The 25,159-nt window shown below is 47.0% G+C and carries 22 protein-coding genes and 1 other RNA gene; 13 read left to right on the top strand and 10 right to left on the bottom strand.

The window, feature by feature from the left end; genetic code table 11:
- The first annotated feature begins 19 nt into the window (after nucleotides 1–19).
- Together RH45_RS20760 and RH45_RS20755 are read left to right on the top strand one after the other, a co-directional pair.
- Nucleotides 20–2,380: a S8 family serine peptidase gene (locus RH45_RS20760; RefSeq protein ID WP_008081152.1), complete on the top strand. Its 2,361-nt coding sequence runs from the start codon at nucleotides 20–22 to the stop codon at nucleotides 2,378–2,380.
- 9 nt (nucleotides 2,381–2,389) lie between these two features.
- The gene (locus RH45_RS20755; RefSeq protein WP_008081150.1) at nucleotides 2,390–2,725 is read left to right on the top strand and encodes a hypothetical protein; all 336 of its coding nucleotides are present in this window, start codon (nucleotides 2,390–2,392) and stop codon (nucleotides 2,723–2,725) included.
- 59 nt (nucleotides 2,726–2,784) lie between these two features.
- On the opposite strand, the gene RH45_RS20750 is transcribed toward RH45_RS20755, so the two are convergent.
- A complete protein-coding gene (locus RH45_RS20750) occupies nucleotides 2,785–4,104 on the bottom strand; it encodes an omega-aminotransferase AptA (protein ID WP_008081148.1) in 1,320 nt (439 codons plus the stop codon).
- 96 nt (nucleotides 4,105–4,200) lie between these two features.
- The gene (locus RH45_RS20745) at nucleotides 4,201–5,094 is read right to left on the bottom strand and encodes a LysR family transcriptional regulator (protein ID WP_008081146.1); all 894 of its coding nucleotides are present in this window, start codon (nucleotides 5,092–5,094) and stop codon (nucleotides 4,201–4,203) included.
- A 169-nt stretch (nucleotides 5,095–5,263) separates the two neighbouring features.
- Here RH45_RS20745 and glaH point away from each other — a divergent pair, with 169 nt between their 5' ends.
- Entirely contained in the window at nucleotides 5,264–6,223 is a 960-nt protein-coding gene (glaH, locus tag RH45_RS20740; protein ID WP_008081144.1) for a glutarate dioxygenase GlaH, read from the top strand.
- Nucleotides 6,224–6,375: 152 nt separating this feature from the next.
- Nucleotides 6,376–7,623, top strand: coding sequence for an L-2-hydroxyglutarate oxidase (gene lhgO / locus RH45_RS20735; protein WP_008081142.1), 1,248 nt, complete (start codon nucleotides 6,376–6,378; stop codon nucleotides 7,621–7,623).
- Nucleotides 7,624–7,710: 87 nt separating this feature from the next.
- Here the strand turns inward: lhgO and RH45_RS20730 are convergent, their stop codons facing one another.
- Nucleotides 7,711–8,643, bottom strand: coding sequence for a LysR family transcriptional regulator (locus tag RH45_RS20730; protein ID WP_008081140.1), 933 nt, complete (start codon nucleotides 8,641–8,643; stop codon nucleotides 7,711–7,713).
- A gap of 153 nt (nucleotides 8,644–8,796) precedes the next feature.
- Here RH45_RS20730 and RH45_RS20725 point away from each other — a divergent pair, with 153 nt between their 5' ends.
- From RH45_RS20725 to RH45_RS20705, 5 genes are all read left to right on the top strand, one after another.
- The gene (locus RH45_RS20725; protein WP_008081139.1) at nucleotides 8,797–10,236 is read left to right on the top strand and encodes an NAD-dependent succinate-semialdehyde dehydrogenase; all 1,440 of its coding nucleotides are present in this window, start codon (nucleotides 8,797–8,799) and stop codon (nucleotides 10,234–10,236) included.
- A gap of 301 nt (nucleotides 10,237–10,537) precedes the next feature.
- Entirely contained in the window at nucleotides 10,538–11,569 is a 1,032-nt protein-coding gene (locus RH45_RS20720) for a TRAP transporter substrate-binding protein (RefSeq protein WP_008081136.1), read from the top strand.
- 117 nt (nucleotides 11,570–11,686) lie between these two features.
- Nucleotides 11,687–12,265 carry a TRAP transporter small permease subunit gene (locus tag RH45_RS20715; RefSeq protein ID WP_008081134.1) on the top strand — a complete coding sequence of 193 codons (579 nt, stop codon included), beginning with the start codon at nucleotides 11,687–11,689 and terminating at the stop codon, nucleotides 12,263–12,265.
- Nucleotides 12,262–13,584, top strand: coding sequence for a TRAP transporter large permease (locus RH45_RS20710; protein WP_008081133.1), 1,323 nt, complete (start codon nucleotides 12,262–12,264; stop codon nucleotides 13,582–13,584). The genes RH45_RS20715 and RH45_RS20710 overlap by 4 nt, the downstream gene beginning before the upstream one ends.
- A gap of 1 nt (nucleotide 13,585) precedes the next feature.
- The gene (locus RH45_RS20705; protein ID WP_008081131.1) at nucleotides 13,586–14,011 is read left to right on the top strand and encodes a universal stress protein; all 426 of its coding nucleotides are present in this window, start codon (nucleotides 13,586–13,588) and stop codon (nucleotides 14,009–14,011) included.
- Between the two features lie 85 nt (nucleotides 14,012–14,096).
- On the opposite strand, the gene RH45_RS20700 is transcribed toward RH45_RS20705, so the two are convergent.
- Complete coding sequence (locus tag RH45_RS20700) at nucleotides 14,097–15,248, bottom strand: amidohydrolase (RefSeq protein WP_008081129.1); 1,152 nt, start codon at nucleotides 15,246–15,248, stop codon at nucleotides 14,097–14,099.
- A gap of 105 nt (nucleotides 15,249–15,353) precedes the next feature.
- The gene (locus RH45_RS20695) at nucleotides 15,354–15,782 is read right to left on the bottom strand and encodes a VOC family protein (protein WP_008081128.1); all 429 of its coding nucleotides are present in this window, start codon (nucleotides 15,780–15,782) and stop codon (nucleotides 15,354–15,356) included.
- A 96-nt stretch (nucleotides 15,783–15,878) separates the two neighbouring features.
- On the opposite strand from RH45_RS20695, the gene RH45_RS20690 reads away from it, so the two are divergent.
- Both RH45_RS20690 and RH45_RS20685 read left to right on the top strand, forming a co-directional pair.
- Entirely contained in the window at nucleotides 15,879–16,688 is an 810-nt protein-coding gene (locus tag RH45_RS20690) for a M15 family metallopeptidase (protein WP_039959031.1), read from the top strand.
- Nucleotides 16,689–17,103: 415 nt separating this feature from the next.
- A complete protein-coding gene (locus RH45_RS20685) occupies nucleotides 17,104–19,470 on the top strand; it encodes a S8 family serine peptidase (RefSeq protein WP_008081124.1) in 2,367 nt (788 codons plus the stop codon).
- Nucleotides 19,471–19,521: 51 nt separating this feature from the next.
- On the opposite strand, the gene ssrA is transcribed toward RH45_RS20685, so the two are convergent.
- Together ssrA and smpB are read right to left on the bottom strand one after the other, a co-directional pair.
- Nucleotides 19,522–19,888: a transfer-messenger RNA gene (gene ssrA, locus RH45_RS23070) on the bottom strand.
- Between the two features lie 67 nt (nucleotides 19,889–19,955).
- Nucleotides 19,956–20,441: an SsrA-binding protein SmpB gene (gene smpB, locus RH45_RS20680; RefSeq protein ID WP_008081122.1), complete on the bottom strand. Its 486-nt coding sequence runs from the start codon at nucleotides 20,439–20,441 to the stop codon at nucleotides 19,956–19,958.
- Between the two features lie 119 nt (nucleotides 20,442–20,560).
- On the opposite strand from smpB, the gene RH45_RS20675 reads away from it, so the two are divergent.
- The gene (locus tag RH45_RS20675; RefSeq protein WP_008081121.1) at nucleotides 20,561–21,004 is read left to right on the top strand and encodes an SRPBCC family protein; all 444 of its coding nucleotides are present in this window, start codon (nucleotides 20,561–20,563) and stop codon (nucleotides 21,002–21,004) included.
- Nucleotides 20,994–21,347, top strand: coding sequence for an RnfH family protein (locus tag RH45_RS20670; RefSeq protein WP_008081119.1), 354 nt, complete (start codon nucleotides 20,994–20,996; stop codon nucleotides 21,345–21,347). The genes RH45_RS20675 and RH45_RS20670 overlap by 11 nt, the downstream gene beginning before the upstream one ends.
- 60 nt (nucleotides 21,348–21,407) lie before the next feature.
- Here RH45_RS20670 and bamE read toward each other — a convergent pair whose 3' ends face one another.
- From bamE to RH45_RS20655, 3 genes are all read right to left on the bottom strand, one after another.
- Nucleotides 21,408–21,767: an outer membrane protein assembly factor BamE gene (gene bamE, locus RH45_RS20665; protein WP_008081118.1), complete on the bottom strand. Its 360-nt coding sequence runs from the start codon at nucleotides 21,765–21,767 to the stop codon at nucleotides 21,408–21,410.
- A 182-nt stretch (nucleotides 21,768–21,949) separates the two neighbouring features.
- Nucleotides 21,950–23,614, bottom strand: coding sequence for a DNA repair protein RecN (recN, locus tag RH45_RS20660; protein ID WP_008081117.1), 1,665 nt, complete (start codon nucleotides 23,612–23,614; stop codon nucleotides 21,950–21,952).
- Nucleotides 23,615–23,781: 167 nt separating this feature from the next.
- Nucleotides 23,782–24,966, bottom strand: a complete 1,185-nt coding sequence (locus RH45_RS20655) for a DUF3103 domain-containing protein (protein ID WP_008081116.1) — start codon at nucleotides 24,964–24,966, stop codon at nucleotides 23,782–23,784.
- Between the last annotated feature and the right edge of the window lie 193 nt (nucleotides 24,967–25,159).

Here is a 25,159-nt window from a genome sequence, read left to right as displayed (position 1 = left end):
TCAATAAGGAAACGAGCAGATGCATAACATAACGAGTAAAACCAGAGGGTTATTTACACTCTCAACCATCGCAGTGGCGATAACTGGCGCGTCAGTAGCAAACGCAGCGCCTTTGATGGGCTTCAACGAGGCAGATCTGCCAACCAAGTACATTGTTAAGTTTAAAGAGGATGCGCCAGTGCCATTCTCCCGCTCGGGCGAAGCCCTTATGACACCGAGCGAAGCACGGACAAGTGTACTGAATGCGGTTCAAGCGCGAGAAGTCGAGCAGCTTGGCTCTGACACCGTCTACAGTGTCGAGGTCGACGATAGCGAGTTGTCTAGTCTGCGCAGTAACGCACAAGTTGAGTACGTTGAAGTGGATCCCCCGCGTTACCTTTTAAGTGAGACCACTCCTTGGGGATTTAATGCCGTAAATGCCCAACTGCTTAGCGATGACAACGCCGGAAATCGCACTGTCTGTATTATCGATTCGGGCTACGATCTGAGCCACAATGATTTGAGTGGTAACCGAGTCTCGGGTACCAATGACAGCGGTACCGGATCTTGGAGCTCTCCGGGCAACAACAATGCTCACGGGACACACGTCGCGGGTACCATCGCGGCGATTGCCAACACTGAAGGTGTTAAAGGGGTCATGCCCAATCAAAATGTGAATTTGCACATTGTTAAAGTGTTCAATGAATCTGGTTGGGGTTACTCATCGAGCTTAGTAAAGGCAATCCAAACGTGTGCTGACAACAACGCCGACGTCGTCAACATGAGCTTAGGGGGTAGCCAATCGAGCCGCACTGAACAAAATGCATTGCAAGATCTGTATGATCAAGGTGTGCTATTGATTGCGGCGGCAGGTAACTCAGGTAATACCGCGCACAGCTACCCAGCGTCTTACGATGCTGTTATGTCGGTGGCTGCGGTTGATACCAATAGTGATCATGCGGCGTTCTCTCAAGCGACGGACCAAGTTGATATTGCAGCTCCGGGTGTTGCGGTTCTGTCGACTGTCACAGTCGGTGAAGGTGTGTTATCTGATATTACTATTGGCGGTGTGAGCAATTTTGCTCGTGGTGTCGTGCCACATAATCGTAAGAGTAAAACTACGGGCAGCTATGTGTCTGATCCTATCGCAGGTACTATCACCGGGGCACTGGCTGCGTGTGATATCTCATCCGGTCGTTATAACTGTGGCGACATGAGCGACAAAGTGTGTTTAACGGAGCGAATTGAAAATCAACGCACAGGCGTTCGTCCTGAAATTGACCCGGTGAAAGCGTGTTACAACGCCGGTGCAAAAGCCGCTATCGTGTACAGTAATCAAGATCTTCCAGGCCTACAGAATCCGTTTGTACTGGATGACTATGACCGTTATCGCTTAGTGTCCGTCACGGTAGATCGTGAGTTCGGTTTGGAGCTAGCGGGTCAAATCGGCCAACAAGTCACAGTATCCACGACGACGGGCGAAGATTACGAATACTACAACGGTACTTCAATGGCGACGCCGCATGTTGCAGGTGTTGCTGGGCTTGTTTGGAGTTACCACCCAACCTGTACCGCGCAGCAAGTGCGTAAAGCTTTGACAGCCAGCGCAACCGACATTGACGTTGCAGGACGTGACAACCGTACCGGTTATGGTTTAGTCAATGCCGATGCGGCTAAGACATACCTCGATGCTGGTTGTAATGGTCCGGACGGTGGTCAAGATGATAACGTGTTAGAAAATGGCGTGGCAAAAGGGCCACTATCCGGTGCTTCAAAGTCAGCTTCTCTGTTTACTTTTGACGTGCCAGCGGATGCAACTCAAGTGAGCTTTACGCTTGCCGGTGGTGATGGCGACGCTGATATGTATGTGCGCTTTGAGGGGGCCCCAACGACGCGTACTTATGACTGTCGATCATGGCAAGGTGGCAATAACGAGAGCTGTACTTTAGACGTTTCCTCAGCAGGAACATACCAAGTACTGATTGATGGTTACACGGCGTACTCAGGCGCGACGCTAACGGCAAGCCATAATGGCAGCGACCAAGGTGGTCAAACTCCAGCAACTTACAGTAGCGATCGTGCTGTTGCGATTCCAGATAATAGTGCAGTAGGCGCAAGCAGTGATATTGAGGTTTCACGTACCGGTGATTCAGGCATAGTCAGCATTGATGTCGACATCAGCCACAGCTATATTGGCGATATTAAACTCACGTTGACTTCTCCTACAGGAGGTCAAGTGGTGCTGCATGATAACGCTGGTGGCTCAGCGCAGGATATCAAAACCAGCTACCAAGTCGATTTCGGTGGTTTTGAGTCTCAAGGCAACTGGGTACTAAAAGCGGTCGATAGTGCTCGACAAGATACGGGCACGATTAACAGCTGGACTTTGTCCTTTCAATAAGGAGTCGCTATGAAAAAGTCTCTTCTAATGAGCGTTGCCTTACTGGCTTCATTTGGTGGTGTGACTTTCCTGAGTGTCGCGGATAACTCAGCGTTTCCTCCGGTGGATGAGCGAGTTGTTGAGGCAGAGCGTCAACCATCAAGATTCTTTGTTAAATATTTTTCTGGCAAAGAGGCGCAAACACGAGACCTGATTGCCCAGCACCAGCTCGAAGTTGTGGACTTTTTACCCAATCAGCAGGTATTGGTTGTCTCTGGGAGCCAAGAACAAATTGATCAGCTTTCTTCGAGTGAGTGGATTGATTACACCGAGCCAGAACCTGTTCGAAGCCTGTATAGCCAATAGTAAAAAAACGCCCCAAAGGGGCGTTTTTATTTTGCGCGGTTGAGTCACTGGCTCGATTTTCAGTCCGTTGGCAGCTCTTTGGCGACTTGACCAAGCACATCGACGATTTGGTCAATGTGTTGTTTTTCAATGATCAGTGGTGGTGAGAGTGCAATCGTATTGCCCATACTGCGGACCATTACCCCTTTGTCGTAACAACGCTTAAGAATGTCGAAGCCGATAGGCTTGCCATGAGCAGGCTGGTCGAACTGAACGGCACCAATTAACCCATAGTTGCGAATATCGACAATAGAGCCGGTACCTTTCAGGGAGTGTAGCCCTTGTTCAAAGTACTGGCCAATCTCACCACTGGCACGAGTGAGTAGACCTTCTTTCTCGTAAATGTCCAAGGTAGCCAAGCCTGCGGCACAAGCTACGGGGTGACCTGAGTAGGTGTAACCATGGAAAAACTCAACGCTACCTTCTGGGGCGTTATTGACCACGGTTTGGTAGATGTGGTCTTGGGCGAATACAGCACCTAAAGGCACGACGCCACTGCTGATGCCTTTTGCAGATGTAATAAGATCCGGCACTACATCGAACTCTTCCGCTGCAAAAGCGGCTCCCAAACGTCCCCAGCCAGTAATGACCTCATCGAAGATCAGCACGATATCATGACGAGTACAAATTTCACGTAGACGACGCAAATAGCCCTTCGGTGGCAGAATAACACCACCAGCGCCTGAGATTGGCTCAACAATGACCGCGGCGATTGAGTCTGCTCCGTGGAATTGAACTAAGCGCTCTAATTGTTCCGCTTTTTCGACTCCGTACACGGGCAAGCCGTGGCTAAATGCATTGCGTTCTATGTCTAAGGTGTGATCTAAGTGATCGGTTTGCAATAGGGGGCCAAAGCCTTTGCGGTTTGGTGTTAGGCCCCCCACTGAAATGCCGCCAAAGTTCACCCCGTGATAGCCCAGTTCGCGGCCAATCAGTTTGAATTTACTGGTGTTGCCTTTCGCCTGTTGGTAGGCGAGGGCGATCTTTAATGCGCTTTCTACCGCCTCAGAGCCAGAGTTGGTAAAGAATACCTTGTTAAGTCCTGGTGGTGTGTATTTCACTAGACGCTCGGCAAACTCAAAACCAATATCGTGGCCAAAGTTAAACGGGGAGCTGTAATCAAGCTCAGCGACCTGCTTTGCCATGGCTTCACCGATCTCAGTTCGCCCATGACCTGCGTTAACACACCACAGGCCAGCGGTGGCATCTAACAACTGGGTATTTTGATCCGAATAGCAATACATGCCTTCGGCGCGATTGATAATACGAGGGTTCTGTTTGAAATCGCGGTTAGCGGTAAATGGCATCCAGAAGGCATCGTAACTGACTTTCGTTTTCATGTTCGACAAGCTCTGCGGTTGTTAATGTTGCAGAGATGTTATCGGTGGTCTTAGGGCGTTAAAATCATCCCGGATAAATATAAAGGTTTAGCGCCATCAAACTTTCTCTTCACTGGCTTGATTGAGAGCCCCCTGCAGAAAACTGACAAAGGCTTTTGCTGCCGTGGACAGGTAATGGCTCGATTTCCAGCCAATTCCCAATGGAAGTGGGATTGGCGGATCAAAGGGAACGGCCTTAAGCTGAGGATCGTCTGCGACTAAGATGGGTAAACAAGTACCGATACCGACTTGGCGTCGAACCATAGATTTTAGTAATTCAGGTAAGTTGGTTTCAAAATGTACTTGCGGAGTAATCTTGTTTTGCTGGCAGTAGCTGTTCACAGTTTCTCGCAAGAAATAACCATTTTTGAACAGAACGAGTGGTTGCTGACACAGCTCTTCTAAACTGATGCTTTGCCGCTGGGCAAATGGGTGCTCTATGGGAACACAAGCCGCGATTTGATCCTCAACCAATAAGGTTTGTCTAATCTGTTCGTGCTCTCGATCGCCGCGAATTAAGGCTAAATCAAGCTCACCATTGACCAACATTTGTGCCAAGGTCGCCGTGCCTGCCTCATGAATCTTAATCTGAATGCCGGGGTAGGTTTTCTTAAATTTTTCTAATGCATCAGGAAGGAAGTATGAGGCAAGCATGGCAGGTGAACCAAAGTGAATCACACCACTGGATAAACCTTTCAGCTCTTGCAGCTCTTTTTCAGCCTGTTCGACGTCTTCCAAAATGATTCTTGCATGGCGTAGCAATACCTGACCTTCAGCAGTTAGGCTCATTTGCCTCTCTGTGCGATTGATCAGTTTTAAACCCAATTGATGTTCAAGTTTTTTTATGCTGGTGCTAAGGGCCGATTGTGCAATGCCGAGCTGGTCTGCAGCTTTGGTGAAGTTTCCAGTCTTGGCTAACTGGTTGAAATAGTGCAGTCGCTTTAAGTCCATTTTTTACGCCATCTATTTTGGTTATGGAAACTATATATACCATATATTGTTAATATAGCCCTGCAATCGTTATAGTTTTGTTAACTCAAGCCGCGGCGCTTAGTGAAAACAACGAATAAATAACGTGAAAGGCAGTATTACTGCTCAGCCAACATAAGGAAATGAAATCATGAATATTGCTAAGGTGTTCAATCAGAACGTGGAAGAGCGTTGCGGATTTACCATCTCTTTGCATCCTGAGAACCCACGACTTCAGGTCGTCACATTGGCGAAAGAAACCTTAGATGTGTTTGCCGAATCGATTCAACAACACAGTCTTCAATCTTTGGAATATAAGCCGTTTCTGCGTTTCGCCGTTGCTGATGCTCTCGATAAAGCATGCGATTATCAGTTGGGTAAGTTCTTGGTTGAAACGATGGACGATCGTGAGACAGGCGCTTTCTTACTTGAACCTTCAGAGCAGGCTAGAGCGTCTTTTGAAGACAGTGATGCACAGCGTGACTTCTTTGTTATTTTATCGACTGCGATTTCGCACCTTATCGGTATCCCTAACTTTGATGCCATGTATGGCAAATACTACGCACGCTTCACAGTAAAAAACGAGGACAACAGCGATAGTTATTTGCGTCAAGCTCATCGTCGTATGGAGCTACACAATGATGGCACCTACGTAAATGAACGCACCGATTTTGTCTTGATGATGAAGATGGACGAAAAGAATATGCAGATGGGCGATTCTTTGCTGCTACACGTGGACGACTGGCAAGATCTGGAGCGCTTTTATCACCACCCAATGGCTAAGCAAAACATCGTTTGGGGCGCACCTCCAAGCAAAAATGTTGGCTACACCATAGAACATCCAGTGTTCTTTGAAGAGGACAAAAATGGCAAGCCGCACATGTTGTTTATCGACCAATTTGCTCAACCGCAGAACATGCAACAAGGGCTTTATCTGCATCAAATGAGTGAGTCACTAGAGAGTGATAGCCACTGCTTTAACGTTCGAGTTAATGTAGGCAGCATGTTAGTGGTGCAAAACCATTGCTGGCTCCATGGTCGTGATAAATTTGTCGCACACCAAGGACTTAAGCGTGAGCTACTAAGACAGCGCGGTCACTTCACTCGCTAGATAACGATCGTCAAACTGAATACTGCCTACAGCGGCCTTACTGTATATGGGTAACGCCGCTGATTTATACCTAAACCACGTTTATTGCTCAATCGGCCTATTGAGGTGGTTTAGGTATAACTACAATTAAGAAAGTGAAGGAGCACGTAAGCGTGGAAAAAATGTATGACTACATCGTAATCGGTGGGGGCATTGTTGGGGTGTCTACCGCATGGCAGTTACAAAGCCGTTTCCCTGATAAATCGATCTTATTGATTGAAAAGGAATCGGGCTTTTCACATCACCAAACTGGCCACAACAGTGGGGTGATCCACGCTGGAGTGTACTATGCACCGGGAAGCCTGAAAGCCGAATTTTGTAAAGCTGGGGTAGCAGCAACCACTGAGTTCTGCGCCAAGCATCGTATTCCGGTCGAAAATTGTGGCAAGCTCCTAGTCGCGACTACCCAACAAGAAGTTGAACGTATGCAAGCTTTATATGAGCGCTGTCAGCATAATGGCTTGGATGTTGAGCTGATTGATGAGCAAGAGCTCAAACGTCGTGAACCCAACATCGTCGGCTTAGGCGCTATCGCCGTTTCCACCACCAGTATTGTCAGCTATCGTCAAGTCACTGAAAAGATGGCTGAAGAGTTCATTGATGCCGGTGGCTCCATTCAACTTAATACAGAAGTCACCAAGCTCGTTGAGTCTGAGCTGAAGGTATCCATTACAGGCCAGCGAAATGGAGAGGCTATCCACTTTGATGGTCAGTTTTTGGTGGTCTGCTCCGGACTTATGGCGGATCGCTTAACCCGCATGATGGGGATCGAAACGGATTTTCAAATCGTTCCTTATCGTGGGGAGTATTACCGTTTACCAGAAAAATACAACAACATCGTCAATCACCTTATCTATCCGATTCCCGATCCTGATCTGCCGTTCTTAGGTGTTCATTTAACACGTATGATCGATGGCTCGGTGACGGTAGGGCCGAATGCGGTTCAGGGATGGAAACGGGAAGGCTACGGCAAAATAAACTTCAACCTAAGAGATGTACTCGACATGATCAGCTTTGCTGGTTTTTGGAAGGTATCGGCTAAGCATCTCAAAACTGGGTTGATTGAAACGAAAAACTCTTGGTGGAAACCAGGCTACTTAAAGCTAGTGAATAAGTACTGCCCGCAAATCAAACTGGAGGATCTTGAACCTTATCCAGCAGGCATTCGTGCCCAAGCTGTATTAAAAGACGGCACCTTGGTCCATGATTTCTTGTTTGCAGAAAGTGCGCGCAGCTTACATGTCTGCAATGCACCTTCACCTGCAGCGACGTCTGCCATTCCTATCGGTGGTTACATCTGCGATAAAATCGCCGATAAGTTAGGCTTACAAGCAGATACTGATGTATCTCAAGTCGCTTAGTACTTGAACTTGAAAACATTGAGAGTGATACAGCCTGACACTTAGGTGTCAGGCTTTTTTGTTGCTCGGTAGTCTCGCTGAGAAGAGTTAACCGCTCTTTTTGCGATAGTGGTCTCGCATGGTTTTAATAAACAACGAGCGAACTTTATTGAGTGCATTGGTCTTTTTGGTGATCGCCATGATCTCCAAGTGGTAGTAGCGACGACTTGGTGCGATGGCGATCAGTTCTCCAGAATCAACATAAGGCTTGGCATAGTGCTCCGGCAAATAACCAATAAAGCGAGATGACAACAGCAGTGCCATGCGAGATTCATAATTATATGCGGTGGCTTTGAGGTTCATGTTGGCCAAATGACCATTGATGCGCTCTTGAGTTTTCATTCCAGCATAGGCGACGGGGAAACCGTTAATGATTTCATCAGTGAGCTCGACGTCGCTTAATTTCGCTAACGGGTTGTTCTTGCTGGCATACAAGTAACAGATGTCGGTATAGATGTGCTCATATTCCAGACCATCAAGCTCGCGATGAAAAGGAATAAAACCGATATCGGCCTCCTCTTGCATCACCATTCTTTCTATCTCCGTCATACGGGCGACTTCCGCAGTGAGATAGACTTCTTGTGCCAATTTTGAAAACTTACCAATCACTGCAGGCATGCCTGCGCGTTGATCTAAACTAATGGTGTCACTGAACAAGACGGTGAGGCTTCCGGAAAGTTGAATGTCTAAGTGGTTGATGGTGTTTCGAAAATCTTCAAGCTCACCCAATAGCTTCACCGTGGCTTCATACACCACAACGCCTTCTTCAGTTAAGGCAAAACCGGAGCGTCCACGCCGACATAGAATCAAGTTTAAACGCGACTCTAAATTGGAAATGTGGATACTGATGGTGGAGCGGCTGATATTGAGTTCCGTTTCCGCAGCAGAAAAGCCACCGCAATCAGCGACGACTTTAAAGATTTTGAGTTGTTTTATTTCGTAGTCACCAATTTGACCGACAGGCGAAGGATTTTTAGTCATTGTTTTAGGCTCGTAAAACTTCATGTTTAGCGGAGAAGATTTATCTCTGCCGCTTGTTTGTTATTATTTTGTTATGTGTTTTGGTGATTATGCGCGATTTTGATTGATTAATCTTTGACGTTGATAATATTTATAACAGTAGGAATTTAAGTGATGAGAGATTTAGTCCTATCCCATGGTTGGATAAACGGAGAGTGGGTTGACGCCAACGATGGCCAGCGAGTCGATGTCGTTAACCCAGCGACGGGAGAAGTGATTACCAGCGTACCAGATATGGGAAAAGCCGAATCGGAAGCCGCGGTTCAGGCGGCGCATGACGCTTTTCTTGAATGGCGAGGCACGACAGCCAAATATCGCGCAGGATTACTCAAACGTTGGTTTGATCTCATCGTTGAAAATGCACAGGAGCTGGCGAAACTGCTCACCCGTGAACAAGGCAAACCGTACCAAGAGGCTTACGGTGAAGTGATGTACGGCGCCTCATTTATAGAGTGGTTTGGTGAAGAAGCCAAGCGAATGTATGGCGATGTTATTCCAGCCGCCAACCCAAACAATCGTTATATGACCCTTAAGCAGCCTGTTGGTGTTGTTAGTGCAATAACCCCTTGGAACTTTCCTGTTGCGATGATTACTCGCAAAGTGGGCCCGGCACTGGCTGCAGGTTGTACTGTTGTCGTCAAACCAGGAGAAGATACGCCTTTGTGCGCTTTGGCAATGGCATCACTGGCTGAACAAGCGGGCATTCCTAAAGGCGTAATCAATGTGGTAACCACCTCAAGACCCGCTGAAGTAGGGGAGGTGTTGTGTTGCCACCCGCTGGTTCGTAAGGTCTCGTTCACCGGTTCGACCCCGGTTGGTAAGTTGATCTTACGCCAAGCCGCAGACACGGTGAAAAAGGTATCGCTTGAGCTTGGAGGCAATGCCCCGTTTATTGTTTTTGATGACGCGGATCTAGACAAAGCGGTTCAAGGTGCTCTGATTTCCAAATACCGCAATGCTGGCCAAACGTGTGTCTGCACCAATCGTCTCTATATTCATGATGCTATTTATGATCAGTTTGTTGAGCGCTATACCGAAGCAGTGTCTGCTCTCAAGATTGGTGATGGATTAGTGGAAGGCAGTGAAATTGGTCCGCTGATTAACCAAAAAGCGATCGATAAAGTGGATGATTTGGTGAGGAACGCGATTGCTCAAGGGGCTCAACTGGCCTTAGGTGGCGAGGTGTCTAATCTAGGCAAGCAGTACTATCAACCGACAATATTGACCAATGTGACAGAAGAGATGGATATTGCGCATCAAGAGTTGTTTGGCCCAGTGTCGACGTTGTTCCGCTTCAATGATGAGCAAGATGTGATTCGTCGTGCAAATGACACACCTTTTGGTCTTGCGGCTTATTTCTATACTCAGAATCACAGTCGTGTTTGGCGGGTTAGTGAAGCGCTTGAATACGGCATTGTCGGTATTAACGAAGGCATAATCTCAACCGAGGTTGCCCCGTTCGGTGGCGTTAAAGAGTCGGGTTGTGGTCGAGAGGGATCCAAGTACGGCATCGATGATTATCTAGAGATTAAATACCTTTGCCACGGCTTGTAATCTCACCGTTTTAAACAGTTTCCCTATACTTGTTAGTTTGTTCAGGCCCCTAGGGGTTCATGCTTTAGCAGCACTTTATGTGCTGCTTTTTTTGTTTCAAGAACAGGGTGATTTGCATAGTTAAGCAGCATAAATGAAAAGGTTTGACGCTCATAAAACTTTAGGTGGATAAATATGAATTTAATAAATGTAAATGAATTGTAATTATTCATAACAAGGTGACAACGAGGAAGCGATACGTCACGTCAATACTGTTACTGGCGATGCCAGAGCAAACAGGAATACATCAAGGAGATATTTCATGTTTAAAACCCTACGCAAGCTGCACAAAAGAAGCGTCACAAAAATGGTTGCCGGATACGCACTTGCCATTTCAAGCACTCTGTTTACCGCCTCGCAAGCTTTTGCTGCCGAGCATAACTGGCGTTTTGTAAACCTCTATTCGCGTGGAACGGCTTACGGTGAGGTATACAAAAGTTTTGCAGAGAACATCGAATCGATGTCGAATGGCCGCATTTCAGTCCAAGTGATGTATGCCGGAGAGGGCGTTGGTCAAACGGGAGTACTTGGCTCGGTTAAATCTGGCCTGATGACCATGGGTGCGCCATTCCAACCAATGCATGCGGGCGAGTTCCCGGCTGGCGTGGTGGAAGTTGGCTTACCGGGCATGACGGATGATGTTGGTGAGCTGAGTGCGCTATTTCATGAGAAAGGTTGGGGCGAAGTTCTTGAAGAGGCCTACGACAAGCAGAATCTGGTTTGGTTAGAACCTTACATTCAATTGCCAGTGTATGTACTGACCAAAGAGCCAATCAACTCAGTTGAAGAATTTAAAGGCTTGAAGATTCGAGCTCCGGGCGCGTACGGCAAGTTCTTGCGTAATCTTGGCGCATCTCCAGCCTCGCTTTCTTGGAGTGAAATCTACACCAGTTTGGCAACCGGTGTCATTGATGGCTCTATCGGCAGTAACTTGATTGACCACCGCGATGGCAACCACGTTGAAGTGGCTAAGTACATGTACCGCTTACCGATTGCTGGTGCACAGGCACTGCCAATTGTGGTGAACAAGAGTGCATGGAACAAGCTGCCTGAAGATCTACAAGCCATTGTTCGTGCAGCCAGTGCCGTTCATGCTCGCGAGCAAATGACCAAGTCGCGTTTGTGGGAGTCCCAAGCGATTGCGGATATGGAAGCGAAGGGCATGAAATGGAGCCCGGAACCGAGTGCTGAAGATGTGGCTAAGTGGAACGATGCAGCAGGCTCGCTTTGGAGTGAGTACGCAGACTCTGACAAATACAGTCAACGTTTGATCAAAATAGTACAAAACAATTAACGATAAATTTGACTACTTCGCGTTGTTCAAATCTTGGGGTAGATGTCGAATTACGCGCGAAGTGGCCAACTTAGGGGGCTTGCCCCCTTTTCCTTTTTGCTGGCAGGGATGACGTATATGTTAAGTAAGCTTTTGGCCACTTATTGCCTAGGAATAAACCGTTTAGTCTACTGGGTGGGCGTGTCGGCATCAGTCTTGATGCCAATACTCGCAGCAACCGTAGCATTTGAAGTTTTCTCCCGTTATGTGCTCGGAAAACCAACCATCTGGGCTTATGACGTCTCGTTGTTTTTGTTTGGTTACATCGCAGCACTCGGCGGCGCGTTGGCCCAACAAAACAAAGCACACATCAACGTTGATGTGCTCTACCTCTCGGTCTCAATGCGAGTGCGTTCGCTGTTTAATTTAGCCTCTTATTCATTGGCGATTTTCTTTCTTTCTGTTGTGGCAATGATGGCGCTCGGCAAGTTTGAAGAAGCGATCGAATTCAACTATCGCCGTCAATCTGAATGGGCACCTTCCATGGCTCATTTTTGGGTAATGATGATGGTGGCGTGTACGGCATTTATTGTTCAGTTCACCAGTGACATGATTCAAGACCTTTACTACGTAGTGACGGGTAAAGCCTTGATTGAACCAGAAAATGAGCAGCAAGAATCTGCTGATAATTTCGTTGAGCAAGCGGGGGATGCATGAGTATTGAAGTCTTAACGCTGCTACTGATTGGCTGTATTTTATTCAGTTTTGCGCTGGGTGCGCCAGTGGGTCTTGCTCTGGGTGGTATCGCGATGGGAATGGGTTATATGACTTGGGGAGAAGGAATCTTCAACCTAGTTCCAACTACCATCGAAAGTAACTTCTTCAGCTTTATCTTGCTGGCCATCCCCTTATATATCTATATGGGCCAATTGCTGACCCGCTCAGGGATTGGTGATGCGATGTTTAATGCCAGTCAAATGGTTATTGGCCGGTTACGTGGATCCTTGGCGATCAGTGTGATCGGTGTGTGTTCCATGATTGGTGCTATGGTCGGTATCATCGGCGCTGGGATTATGACATCGGGCAGTATCGCGCTAAAGCCTATGCTAGAGCGAGGCTATGATAAGCGCCTTGCACTGGGGGTGATCATGGCGGGAGGTGGACTGGGAATTTTGATCCCGCCGAGTATTCCAATGATTATGTACGCGGCGACGACGCAAAACTCAGTCGGGCGTATGTTCTTGGCTGCGATTATTCCAGCGCTTATCTCAATCACGTTACTGATTGCTTACGTCATCATCAGTTGTAAGCTCAACCCGAAAAAAGCCCCACTCGGCACGGGCAGTGAAAGCACCATGACGGGCAAAGAGAAAGTGCGTACCGCGCGAGATGGTATGTTCTCTTTGCTGCTAATTGTGGCGGTACTGGGCAGTATTATTACGGGTATTGCGACGCCGACCGAATCAGGAGCGATAGGGGTTGTTGGCGCGATTCTTTTAGCGGTCATCTTTAAGCGCTTTCGCTTTGAAATGTTCAAATCGTCTGGGTTCGAAACGGCCATGCTGGTCAGTGTGTCGATGTGGATCATCTTGGGCGCTTCACTGTTCAGTAACTTCCACATGCTCAGTGGTGTGCAAAACATGGTGGCGCAAATTACTCAAGACCTCGGTCTGCCTCCGCTTGGGGTCATCATCTTATTGCAAGTGATTATGCTGCTGCTTGGCTTCATTATTGATGAGCTAATTATCGTTTTAATGTGTGCGCCGCTGTTCACGCCGATTGTTGTGTCGCTAGGTTACGATCCGATTTGGTTTGGTATCTTAATGATCTTGAATATCGAGATTGCCGTTCAGACGCCGCCTTACGGTTTTGCACTCTTTTACCTCAAAGGTATTGCGCCTCCTGGGGTCAGTATGATGGATATTTATCGTTCCATTTTGCCTTTTATTTTGCTCAAGCTGTGCGTGCTTATCACCTGTATGTTGTTCCCCGAAGTGGTGATGTGGCTGCCGAATAAAGTGATGGGAGTAGATTGATATGAGTTTGCAACGCATCTTAATGCCCGTCGATTTAGCCTACCCTGAAGTGGTAAAACGCGAAGTTGAAATGGCTTTAAAACTGATTGCCGAAGACGGCGTCATCGACATGCTGTACGTCGATGATGCGCGTGTGCATCACAGTATGGTCCCTACCGCATCAGGCAAGGCCTTTACCGCTCAGCATCAAAGTGCCTTTGACCGAGTGCAGACCATGCTAGAGCAACTGGTGCCACAAGGGCATCGCGGAAAAAGCATTGTCCGTAATGGGGTTGTGTTTGACGAGGTGGTGTCATTGGCCAAACAATCAAATGTTGATGCGATTGTGATGGCGTCAGCGAAACCTAAACTGCGCTCTTATTTACTTGGCTCTAATGCCGCGAAAGTCGTCCGTCATGCGCCGTGTTCGGTGTTCGTTGTGCGTTAACTTAGCGGGATTCTTTCAGTGCTAACATGTTTGCCAAAGCCCTGCCTGTTCAGGGCTTTGTTGTGAACAGATGGGGGAGGCGCCTCTAGGTTAGTTCATTGATCTGTTTAATGAGATCGAGAAACAGCGCTTTACCAACAGGAATGAGGGAGTCATCGAAGTCGTAGTCTGGATTGTGTAGCTGAGGTGAGAGTTCACCGGCGCCAAGTGCGAACATCGCTCCCTGTTTTGCCACTGCGGTAAACTGGCCAAAATCTTCTGACCAGCGCATGGGGTCAGCCATGACCTGATAGTGAGTATCGGTGTTACGACACGCCGTGACCACGCGCTGAAATCCCTCTTCACTATTTACACTGGCTTGAAAAACATCATCATAGTGGATTGCAACTTGTAGCCCAGCTTGTTGGGTGTGGGTATTGGCCCAGTGCTCTGCCAGATCGACCAGTGTTTGCATGCCCTGATTCGTTTCGCTGCGCAGCGTGGCCATGACCACCGCTTCACCCGGCGCAGTGCCAAACGCCACTTCACCGAGCTTGGCATGCACGACCGTCACCCAGCATCGGTCTTTTATTCCTTGAGCTTTAACCGCCTGTGGGAGTTGGCTAAGACTCTCAATCACTTTACACATTGCGAGTGCAGGGCTGAGTCCATCTTCTGGATGGGCAGCATGCGACGTTTTCCCTTTAAGCTGAATGACGATTCCGCGAGAGGCGCAATTGAAGGTACCGGGTTTAACCGCCACTTTTCCGCGTTGCAAGCCCGGATAGTTGTGCAAGGCGAATGCGTAGTCGGGGATTAATGGCGCGAATCTGCTGTCGTTGACCATATCAACGGCACCTGCGCCAGTTTCTTCTGCGGGCTGAAAGCACAATATCACTCGACCTTTGACGGGCTTGCGCTGACTCAGTACAGCGCCAAGCGCTGACACAATCGCCATATGACCATCGTGGCCACACTTGTGTGATACGCCATCGGTGATCGAGCGGTGGGCGAAGTCATTGATTTCTTGGATCGGTAGTGCATCCAGTTCGCTTCGTATCAAGGTTGTTGGGCCGGGCTGAGAGCCGTTAAACACAAACGCTAAGCCATACCCGCCAAGATTCTCATGGACTTCATCGGAATTAAAATCACTAAACAGCGTTCGAATTCGCTGCGCGGTTTGTCGCTCTTGATGAGACAGCTCTGGGTGTTTGTGAAGGTTTTTTCTAAGCTGGGTAAGCTGGTCTTGGTTCAACATGCTGTTATCCGTCTCGTAGTGTCGATTTATCACACAATGACGAATTACTATACGCTGCACCTAGTCATCGAAGGTTGATGGAGCTCTAATTCTTACACCTATACATTAATAGCCTGATTCGAGAACCGGCTTTATTTCAACCACATTGCCCTCTGGATCTTCAATATACAGGGAGCGGCCAAAGCCCTCTGCACCGTAACGTTCGACAAACTCGCTCACTTTAACACCTTGCTGAGACAGGTAGGTGAGCATCTCTTGTTCGACGAAAGGTGCGACTTGCAGGCAAAAATGGTCCATGTTGCGACCATCTTGACGCGGTGCGCTTCCTCCTAGCTTACCCAGTTCACTGTCAAACGTCACAATATCAATCAAGGCACTTCCTGCCCGCAGTTGAGTTAATCCCAAATCGGCCAGTTCACGTTCTAAGCGGCAACCTAATATGTGTTGATAGAAATGCAGCATTTTTGCCAAATCCGTCGTGCGTAATACGATATGGTCTAAGGCAACAAGTGTAATTGGGCGCTCGTTTTGCATGGCTAAGCTCGCTTAATCGCTGATATGATTAGAGTATATCGGCTATTTTGAATTCTGCTTACTGGCCGCAAAATGATTCCAGCACGAGATAGAGCAATGAAATTATCTTCCCTAATTATGACCACCTTGCTATTGACGCCTGCGAGCATGGCCGCGGTAGCACCTATTTCGCAGTGGCAGTGCGACATGATGTCGAAGACCGGTGTGTTACCACAAGGCGCGCCCGTGGGCTGTGAGAGATTGGCGAAAGTCGATTTTGATTTTGTCAGTTTCCAGGGAGAGGTTAAGCAAGGAAGTGTGATTGTGCTAGATGTGGTTGCGCCTGCTGTCGAGCAGATCTTTAGCCAGCTGCGTGAGCGAAACTTTCCTTTGCATTCAGCGCGTCTGATGCGTGAGTTTAAAGCGGATGATGCGGCTTCGATGTCTGCCAATAACTCAAGTGCGTTTAACGCGCGCGCAATTACGGGTGGATCCAGCTGGTCGAAACACGCCTATGGTGTTGCGATTGATATTAACCCGGTACAAAACCCATTCTTAGCGATCGACGAGAATGGGGTTATTCGAGTTCAGCCTCCCCAGTCGGCTAAGCAATACGTCAACCGCCGTTCGTTTCGTGCTCGTAATCCAATTGAGCGTCAGGGCATGGCGGAAGACGTGGTTGATTTGTTCGCTTACCACGGCTTTTTAATCTGGGGAGGGGATTGGAACAGCCCAATTGATACTCAGCATTTTGAAGTGGGCTCTCGTGCCTTCATCAATCAGCTATTAAATTTGCCAAAGAGTGAAGCCAGCCAAAGGTTTCAGCAGTACACCGAGAGTTATCGAACGTGCTTCCAGAGCCAACAAGCCCAAGGCGGTCAAAAAGCGCGTGCGCTCTGCGCTTATCAAACGGTTAAACGTTATTGACGGGTGAGATCCGTTTGACATAGTCGGTGGTCATATAGCTCTACAACTTTGGATTTAATCTTGCTCTTTTGGTTGATTAAAAGGAACTGTCATAAAAAGTTCATAATTGAAGGGGCGAATACGCAGTGAGGCGATGAAGAACGGTTAAACTTACTGTTTTAAAAGATGAAATATTGCCAGCCGTATTGGTGTTCAATTTGCCTCTTTAGTAGTAGCTCTCAGCATGTCTTAGTGATAAATGATCCCAACAGTCCGTAATCTTCCTGATTTCAAAAGGCTTTATTCCACGATTACTCGTTTTGTCTCTATCGGGTGTGTCTGACTGAATTTAGGGGATAAACCACCTTGGTTTTACATACTTTCTCTTATTGACCAAACTAATTTTAATGGCCAAGTGTAGCGTAGGAGACGGGTTATGTGTCAAGTTGAATGGATTGAACGTCAATTTAAACAAATGTTTATTTTGATATTACTGTCACTTCCAGTATTGGCATTCGCCCAACAAGAGGAGGGTGAATTTCGGCCTGCGACAGTCCTATACAAACTGAATGCGAATGCTACGCCTAGCCAACTGAAAGGGTTAAATGCTTTGCTACGTAGTCATGGTCTGGTTTCAGAGCGGACGCTGGTCGGTAGCCAAGTAGTGATCGCCACATTCGAGCATGCTGGTCGAGAGAAAGCGATCGCTAAAATTCTAGATAAAAGCGGTTACGTGGAATTTGCTGAACCTGATTACATTGTTGCGCCGACTAAAACACCTAATGATTCTTTTTTCAATGACCAATGGCATCATGACAATGTGAACAGCGAATTAGCTTGGGACCTTGTTACCGGGAGTCACACTGTACTGGTTGGAGTGTGTGATACTGGGTTCGATGTTACTCACCCCGATTTAGCCGATAACTTGATTACTAGCCTTGCTTACAATGCCCAAGATGACAGTGATTATATTTTCGATGCTAATGGCCATGGGACGGGAAGTGCAGGGACACTTGGTGCGGTTGGTAATAACGCGAGAGGCGTCGCAGGTGCGAATTGGGATGTGGGCATTATACCAGTACGAATCGCGATTAGTGACTCGAACAGTTCGGCATACATTTCTACCATGGCAACGTGTATTGAATATGCGGCCGATAATGGGGCTCGTATCGTTAACCTCAGTTATGGTGGTATTCAATATGCGACCATTGACTCGGCTGCTCAATACTTAAGAGCCAACGGAGGTTTGTTATTTATGTCCGCAGGCAATAGTGGGCAAGAGCACAACTACCCGGACTACACGAGCTTTATTGGCGTTGGAGCAACAGACAGGAACGACAATCGAGCCAGTTTTTCTAGCTGGGGTAACTATGTTGACATTACGGCTCCAGGTGTCGAGATCTTAACAACCTACCCCAGCGATCGCTATGTCTACTATAGCGGTACGTCATTTTCTTCCCCTTTAACCGCTGGGATTGCGGCATTAATGGTAGCGGCAAACCCTGCTATTACTCCAGATGAAATTGAAACAGGCTTGTTTTCCACTGCTGTTGATATTGGAGCGGTAGGTGACGATAGCGTTTTTGGTCATGGCCTTGTGGATGCGTTTGCCTCAGTCAGCTACGCGCTTAATCTGAACAATCTTAACCCGCCAGTAGCAAGTTTCACCGCGGTACCAAATCCCGTCGCTTACAATGCACCAGTTGTCTTTGATGGCTCGGCTTCTTCCGATGTTGAAGAGGGTGCGCTAAATTACGCCTGGGACTTTGGTGATGGCAACAGCTCTCAGGGTATGGGGCTAGAAAATGTGTCGCATACCTATATGCAATCGGGTAGTTTCCAAGTGAGTTTAACGGTTACCGACAGTGACGGACTCAGTGATACAGAAACAATGACTGTTCAGTCAACAACGGACCTTCCAAGTGTTTCAATATCGGTTAGTCCTGAGCAAGCCAGTTATGGCCTGAATGCTTCGATTGACTTTACCGGTAATGCAATGGATATCGACGGTTTCATTGCACACTATGAGTGGGACTTTGGTGATGGTACGTCACAAGGTACTGATGTTGAGGGCGAGCTAACTACCATCGACGATGTTACGACCAAGTCGTACAGCTCTCCGGGTAACTACTCTGTCTTTTTCACTGTCACGGATGATGCGGGAGCAATGAACAGTGCGAGTGTGGAGATTACGGTCGTTGACCAATTCGTACTTACCGCACCTAACCTTTCAGCTTCAGTCGATGGCATGGCAGTGACGTTGACTTGGGATGACCAAGCTAATGAGACCGGGTATCGCGTAGAGCGCGGTGTTAAACGCCGAGGAAAAGTCGACTTCAATCTTATTAAAGGGCTAGCTCAAGATGCTTCGACCTATACTGACAATCTGACAGAGCCAGGCACATACAGTTATCGAGTTATTGCTGAAAATAATGTTAATTCAGCAACCTCAAATACGGTCAGAGTCACCGTTGATTCTACTGTCTCAGAACCAGAACCCGGAGACTTCCCTGCGCCAACCAACCTTCAAGTTACTCGCAGCGGTGATAGCGCATTGCTGAATTGGAGCTACGATGCATCCGTTGCTGTGGCTGGCTTTATTGTTGAACGAGGGTTGAAACGTAAAGGGCAAATCTCATTCTCACCGATTCCGTCTGATGGAACCATTCTACCGGGCAACAACTATGAAGACAGTGAGTTTGGTTCTCTCCCCAATGGAAACTATGCGTATCGGGTACAAGCCATCAACGAGGCCGGAGAAACGTCTGCGTTCAGTAACGTTGCTGAAATACGTAAGAAATAACATAAACAAAAAGGGCGATAACTCAGAGAGTTATCGCCCTTTCCAAACGTTTGGTGGAGCTGGCGGGAGTTGAACCCGCGTCCAAAAACCATTCATCATTGGTACTACATGCTTAGTCGATCTTTAAATTCACCAAGTACCTGCGAACCGACACGCCAGTAAATGACTATCCTGAATTAGAATTCGCCGTTCATCTCTCAGGCGGGAGAATCCGGGCTAGCGCGTTTGGGTTTGATCTCTCGTTATTCCCCGTCTTACGTGCGGAAGCTAGGGCGAGAGAGCTCTGAGCAGGTTATTAAGCTGCTAGTGCGTAGTTTTCGTCGTTTGCGACTATTTTTTTGCGGCTTTTTACGTGGCCAACCGCCCCACGGCATGCACCTCAGACTGCAAAATTCCTGTCGAATCCTAAATCAGCCCCAAAGTGTTCTTCGCATAGTACCAGAAAAGTATAACCTGTCTAGACTTGTGCGTTTAAGTGCTCAATATTAGCGCAGTGAGCTCTTCATTACGCGCGCTTTTTCGCGAGCCCAATCTTTTTCTTTAAGATCAGTACGTTTATCGTGCAGCTTTTTACCTTTAGCGACACCAATCTTCATTTTAACCCAAGAGCGAGACCAGTAGAGCGATAGCGCTGCTAGTGTCATGCCTTCACGGTTAATACGACCGAGCAGGTTGTCGAGCTCACGACGGCTCATTAGTAGTTTACGCACACGCGTTGGGTTCGCCACTACGTGAGTCGATGCTTGATTAAGAGGAGTGATGGTCATACCGCTGACAAAAGCTTCGCCGTCACGCATAAATACGTAGCTTTCTGCGATGTTAGCCTTGCCTTGACGAAGTGCCTTAACTTCCCAGCCTTGTAGCTCCATGCCAGCTTCAATTTCATCATCGATGAAGTATTCGTGGCGAGCTTTCTTATTGACAGCGATGGTATTGCTACCCGCTTTCTGTTTCGATTTTTTCTTTGCCATAATGGCTGCATTATACGGCTAGGAAGTAACTTAGGAAATCCCTTTATTTGCGCTGAGTGCAAATAAAAGTAAAATTGCACACAAGCTTGAAGATCAAGCGATTGATACGAGGAGTCAATATGAAGCAAGTCAGCCGTTCTGCTTTGGTGTCGTTTAGTGCAGAACAGATGTTCAATCTGGTTAACGATGTCGCTAGCTACCCAGAGTTTTTGCCAGGGTGCTCAGGGTCACGTGTGATTGAATCGAGCTCAGATGCAATGGTCGCTTCTGTTGATGTATCTAAAGCTGGGATCAGCAAAACGTTTACCACTTCGAATTCGTTAGTGGATGGTGAAGCGATTATGATGAGCCTAGTTGATGGCCCGTTTAAAACTCTTAAAGGAGGCTGGTTCTTTACTCCGCTTGATGAGCAAGCGTGTAAAGTAGAATTGAAGCTTGAGTTTGAATTTTCTAGCAAGATGATTGAAATGGCTTTTGGTAAAGTCTTCAATGAATTAACGAACAATATGGTGAACGCATTTACTCAACGTGCAAAACAGGTGTATCCAGCTTATGAGTATTGAGTCTGACATGATTCATGTTGAGGTTGTGTATGCACTGCCTCAAGAGCAGCGAGTGTTTACACTGGTTGTAAACAAAGAGATGACCGTTGAGGAAATCATCCAGCAATCTGGAGTTTTGGAACAGTATCCAGAAGTTGACTTAAAGAAAAACAAAGTGGGCGTCTTTAGTCGCAATGTAAAATTAGATGCGACAGTGCGAGATAAAGATCGCATCGAAATTTATCGTCCGCTTCTCGCAGACCCGAAAGAAATTCGTCGCAAACGAGCGGAACAGGCTAAAGCGTCTGGTGCTGCGGATCCGGTCACGGGTGGCAAAAAGAACCCGCTTCGCAAAGAAGACTAGGGTGTGAATACAAAAAAGGTTGGCAATTGCCAACCTTTTTTAAATCTTTCGCGGCTTCGATCAGTTAATACTCTCGAAGAAATCCTTGCTCGCTGGGTAGTCACCTTTCACTTCAACAAGCTGGCCTTGAGCATTAAAGTTAACGATAAGATCTTTCTGCACAGAGTCATTGTGACCTTCTGTGTGATGGTAGATGTAATACCAAGTGTCTGGGTAGCCGTTCTCAACTAGCATTGGCGAACCCATAACATAACGAACTTGCTCTTTAGTCATGCCAAATTTGAGTTGCTCAACCGCGTCTTGTTCAACGTAGTTGCCTTGGTTGATATCAATACGATAAACCAACTTTTCTAATAAAGAACAGCCTGTCAGTGTAGACATAGCGAGCGGTACAGCGATGAGCCACTTTGTAAGTTGCATATTTAATTTCTTGCTACTGAGATTAGTTAAACTTTGCCGATAATAAACAAGCTGAGCCTCAATGTAAAAAACTCATGCGGTTTTGAATTGTTTCAGACTGCGATTTTTGAGTTTTGTTGCAAAGTCGAGCCAAAAAGTTTGTTTTAGGGAACTTTGGCTCGAATTGCTCATATTGATGTTGATTAAGCGGCAATCAGTAGTTCTCGGGCATTTGCGAGGGTTGAATCGGTGATTTGGCTACCACCAAGTAAGCGAGCCAGTTCTGTAACGCGTTGATCATTATCTAAAACGTTCATCTGAGTTTCTGTTTTGCCCGCTTTAGTTTGTTTAGCGACAAACAACTGTTGATGACCGCAACCTGCAACTTGAGGAAGGTGGGTAACACACAGTACTTGAGTCGATTCACCCAATTTACGCAGCATTTTGCCGACTACAGCGGCAGTTGGGCCACTGATACCAACATCAACTTCATCGAAGATCAAACTTGGAGTATCGACTTTCTGGGCGGTAATAACTTGAATGGCGAGCGAAATTCTCGATAGCTCACCACCCGATGCCACTTTAGCGATAGGCTGCATCGGTTGACCAGGGTTTGTGGATACAACAAAGCATACGCTGTCCATTCCAAGTGGAGAGGGGTGAGTGCCTTGGTTATTCACATCAATGCTGAACTGGGCTTTTTCCATGCTTAGCTCATGCATGCTCGCTGTGATCAGTTTATTTAACTCTTTGGCATAACGACCGCGCGATTTATGGAGTTTTTCCGCAGCGCCTAAGAAGGCTTGATACTTGTCTTGGACTTCTTGCTCGAGAGCATCAAGTCTTTCATCCGAGCAATCCAGTGCTTCAATTTGTGCCAGGAGATCTTGGTGATGCTGGAACAGTTCTTCAGGCATAACGTGATGCTTGCGGGCAATCGACATCACCTTAGAAAAGCGCTCTTCGACATAGGCCATGCGCCCAGGGTCGACATCAATGTTATCGAGGTAATTACGCAGTTCGCTGTTGGCTTCTTCCAGTTGAATAATCGCCTCAGCGACCATGTTAGGTAGCTCTGCTAGCTTTTCGTCTAGCTCTGCTAGTTGAATTAGGGAGTGATTGGCTGATTGGAGAATACCAAGCGCATTAACTTCTTCGCCTTCGTAAATAAGTTCGATGGCTTGCTGACAGGTAGAGGCGAGCTCGCCGCTGTTGGACAGCCTTTTATGTTCTTGTTCAAGCTCTTCATATTCATCCTCACCAATTGACAGCTCGTTGAGTTCTTTGATTTGGTATTCGAGCAATTGTTTTTGTGCCAAATTTGCAGCGCTGTTTTCTTTTAGCTGTTTTAGATTGTTGTCTGCTTGGCGCCATTTTTGGTATGCATTGCGAGTGCTTTTTAAAAGATTAGTATGCCCGGCATATTGGTCAAGCATAGCCATTTGGTAGTCACCTTTCATCAGTTGATGATGGGCGTGTTGACCATGGATATTAATCAGTAACTGACCAAGAGATTTTAGTTGAGAAAGGGGAACTGGGCTTCCATTGATAAACGCACGAGAACGGCCTTCTTTACTGATGATGCGACGTAAAATGCAGTCGGAACCATCGAGAAGATCGTTATCCTCTAGCCAACGAGTTGCGTGAATATTGTTCTCGAGAGAAAACGCAGCACTGACTTCGGTTTTCTCTTCCCCTTGGCGTACCATGCTGGCTTCTGCGCGTCCTCCCAAACATAAACCCAATGCGTCTATCGCAATAGATTTACCTGCGCCTGTTTCACCGGTAATGGTCGTCATTCCTTTGGATAGCTCTAGCTGTAGAGACTTAACAATTGCAAAATTATTAACACTTAGATGAGCCAGCATGTAGTTGTACCTGTTTAAATGAACAATACTGTATATAAGTGCAGTATATACTGTTTCTTTATACAGTAAAGAAGGCTGCCGTGTTTTTTTTAGTCAGAGAAGATTTTTTGTGATGAGGCGAATAAAAAAGCCGCAGTGAATACTGCGGCTAGCGTTAGTTTCGGCCTCTATGGGCGAGTTGGGTTAATGGTTAGCGGCTCTAGCGTTACCACTGCATTGACCCCAGCCCCAGGGTGATCGACATAAGAGGTATCTTGCATAATGGTGTAGTACACATCAACAAAGTCGTCATCGTTGGTTAGCACACCATCTGGAATGGCTGCGATGATCTTATTCGTGATTTGCGGAATGATTGCGTAGGCTTGTACCTCTGGATCAGGAATCGCCTTTAAGACTTCTTCCGCAACCTGTACCAACAAACTCGCGAGTTTTTTATAGTCGGTACCATCATCTTGCTCCATGATGACGATATCAGCAGCGCCCCAACGATAGCGAGACCAATGAATCATGATTTGATTTGGGTAGTAATCTTGGTTGTCATAATCCAAGTAAGGTAATTCAACCAGATCTAAAGTCGGTTCATCGCGACTCGGGTTTACCCCTGTCACCAAGGCATAAATCTCAGCTTTGCCCGAAATCCAAGGTTCTTGATCGTTTGCTAAGCGAATCTTTTTCAGTTGGGTGGTATGAATAGGGGCTACCTCACCAGAGCTACGAGTACTGAATGTAGCGTCGTTACTGCGGGTGCTGAGGAAAGGCTGTACTCGGGTTGATTGGCCTAGTTTGTTCATCTCAGCTTGCATCGCTTGTAAGCCTGCTTTGAGCTCGGCACTGCTATTACTATCAACCACGAGCACTGGAACATCAGGCAACTGGTAAACATCAAGCTGATGAAGTTGACCATACACGTCATACGCTTCAATGTATTGCCATTGCTCATCGTCGCCACTTGGTTCAAATGCAAACAGTGGTTCGAGATCTCCTTGTTGCCATGCGTCTAACATCGCTGGGTTTGCTAGGCGAACTTCTAATATCTGATCAGCATATTCGGTAATGCCCTTCCAGCTACGAATTTGATCATCAGCTTCGACCAATTGATGGCTAAATGGTGAAAGGGGATTAATCTCGGCAAACTCAGAAACGGCTACGCTGGTGTCTTGAGCGGTAATTTGTTCTCTGAGTAGAGGTTCTACCTCGGTGTAACTTTCGCTCAGTTCTAGTGCGAGTTCGCGTTTAGTCTGAGTGATGTCGTTCGCTCTTGCGTTGGAAGTATCGGTGACCTTTGAATCGTCGGATTGGCAGCCCATAAGCACTAACGTAGATAGAGCGGACAATATAATCGTTTTTTTCATAGCGTGTCCTTTGATAGTAAGAATGTAATAGAGCATAAACTCTATTCATTTCGAGAATATCATTGGACACCGTTCAATCAATTAACGAAATGAATTGATTATTGAATTTGCACACAGGATCAAATTTTATAAATTCTAAATTAGCGATGTCTTATGCTAAGTATTCTGGGAGTTTTAGTGGTATTTTGGCGAA

This window comes from Vibrio sinaloensis DSM 21326, from assembly GCF_000189275.1.
GTDB lineage: Bacteria > Pseudomonadota > Gammaproteobacteria > Enterobacterales > Vibrionaceae > Vibrio > Vibrio sinaloensis.
The sequence above is the reverse complement of the archived record's forward strand: the minus strand, read 5'-3'. Positions and strand labels throughout refer to the sequence as shown.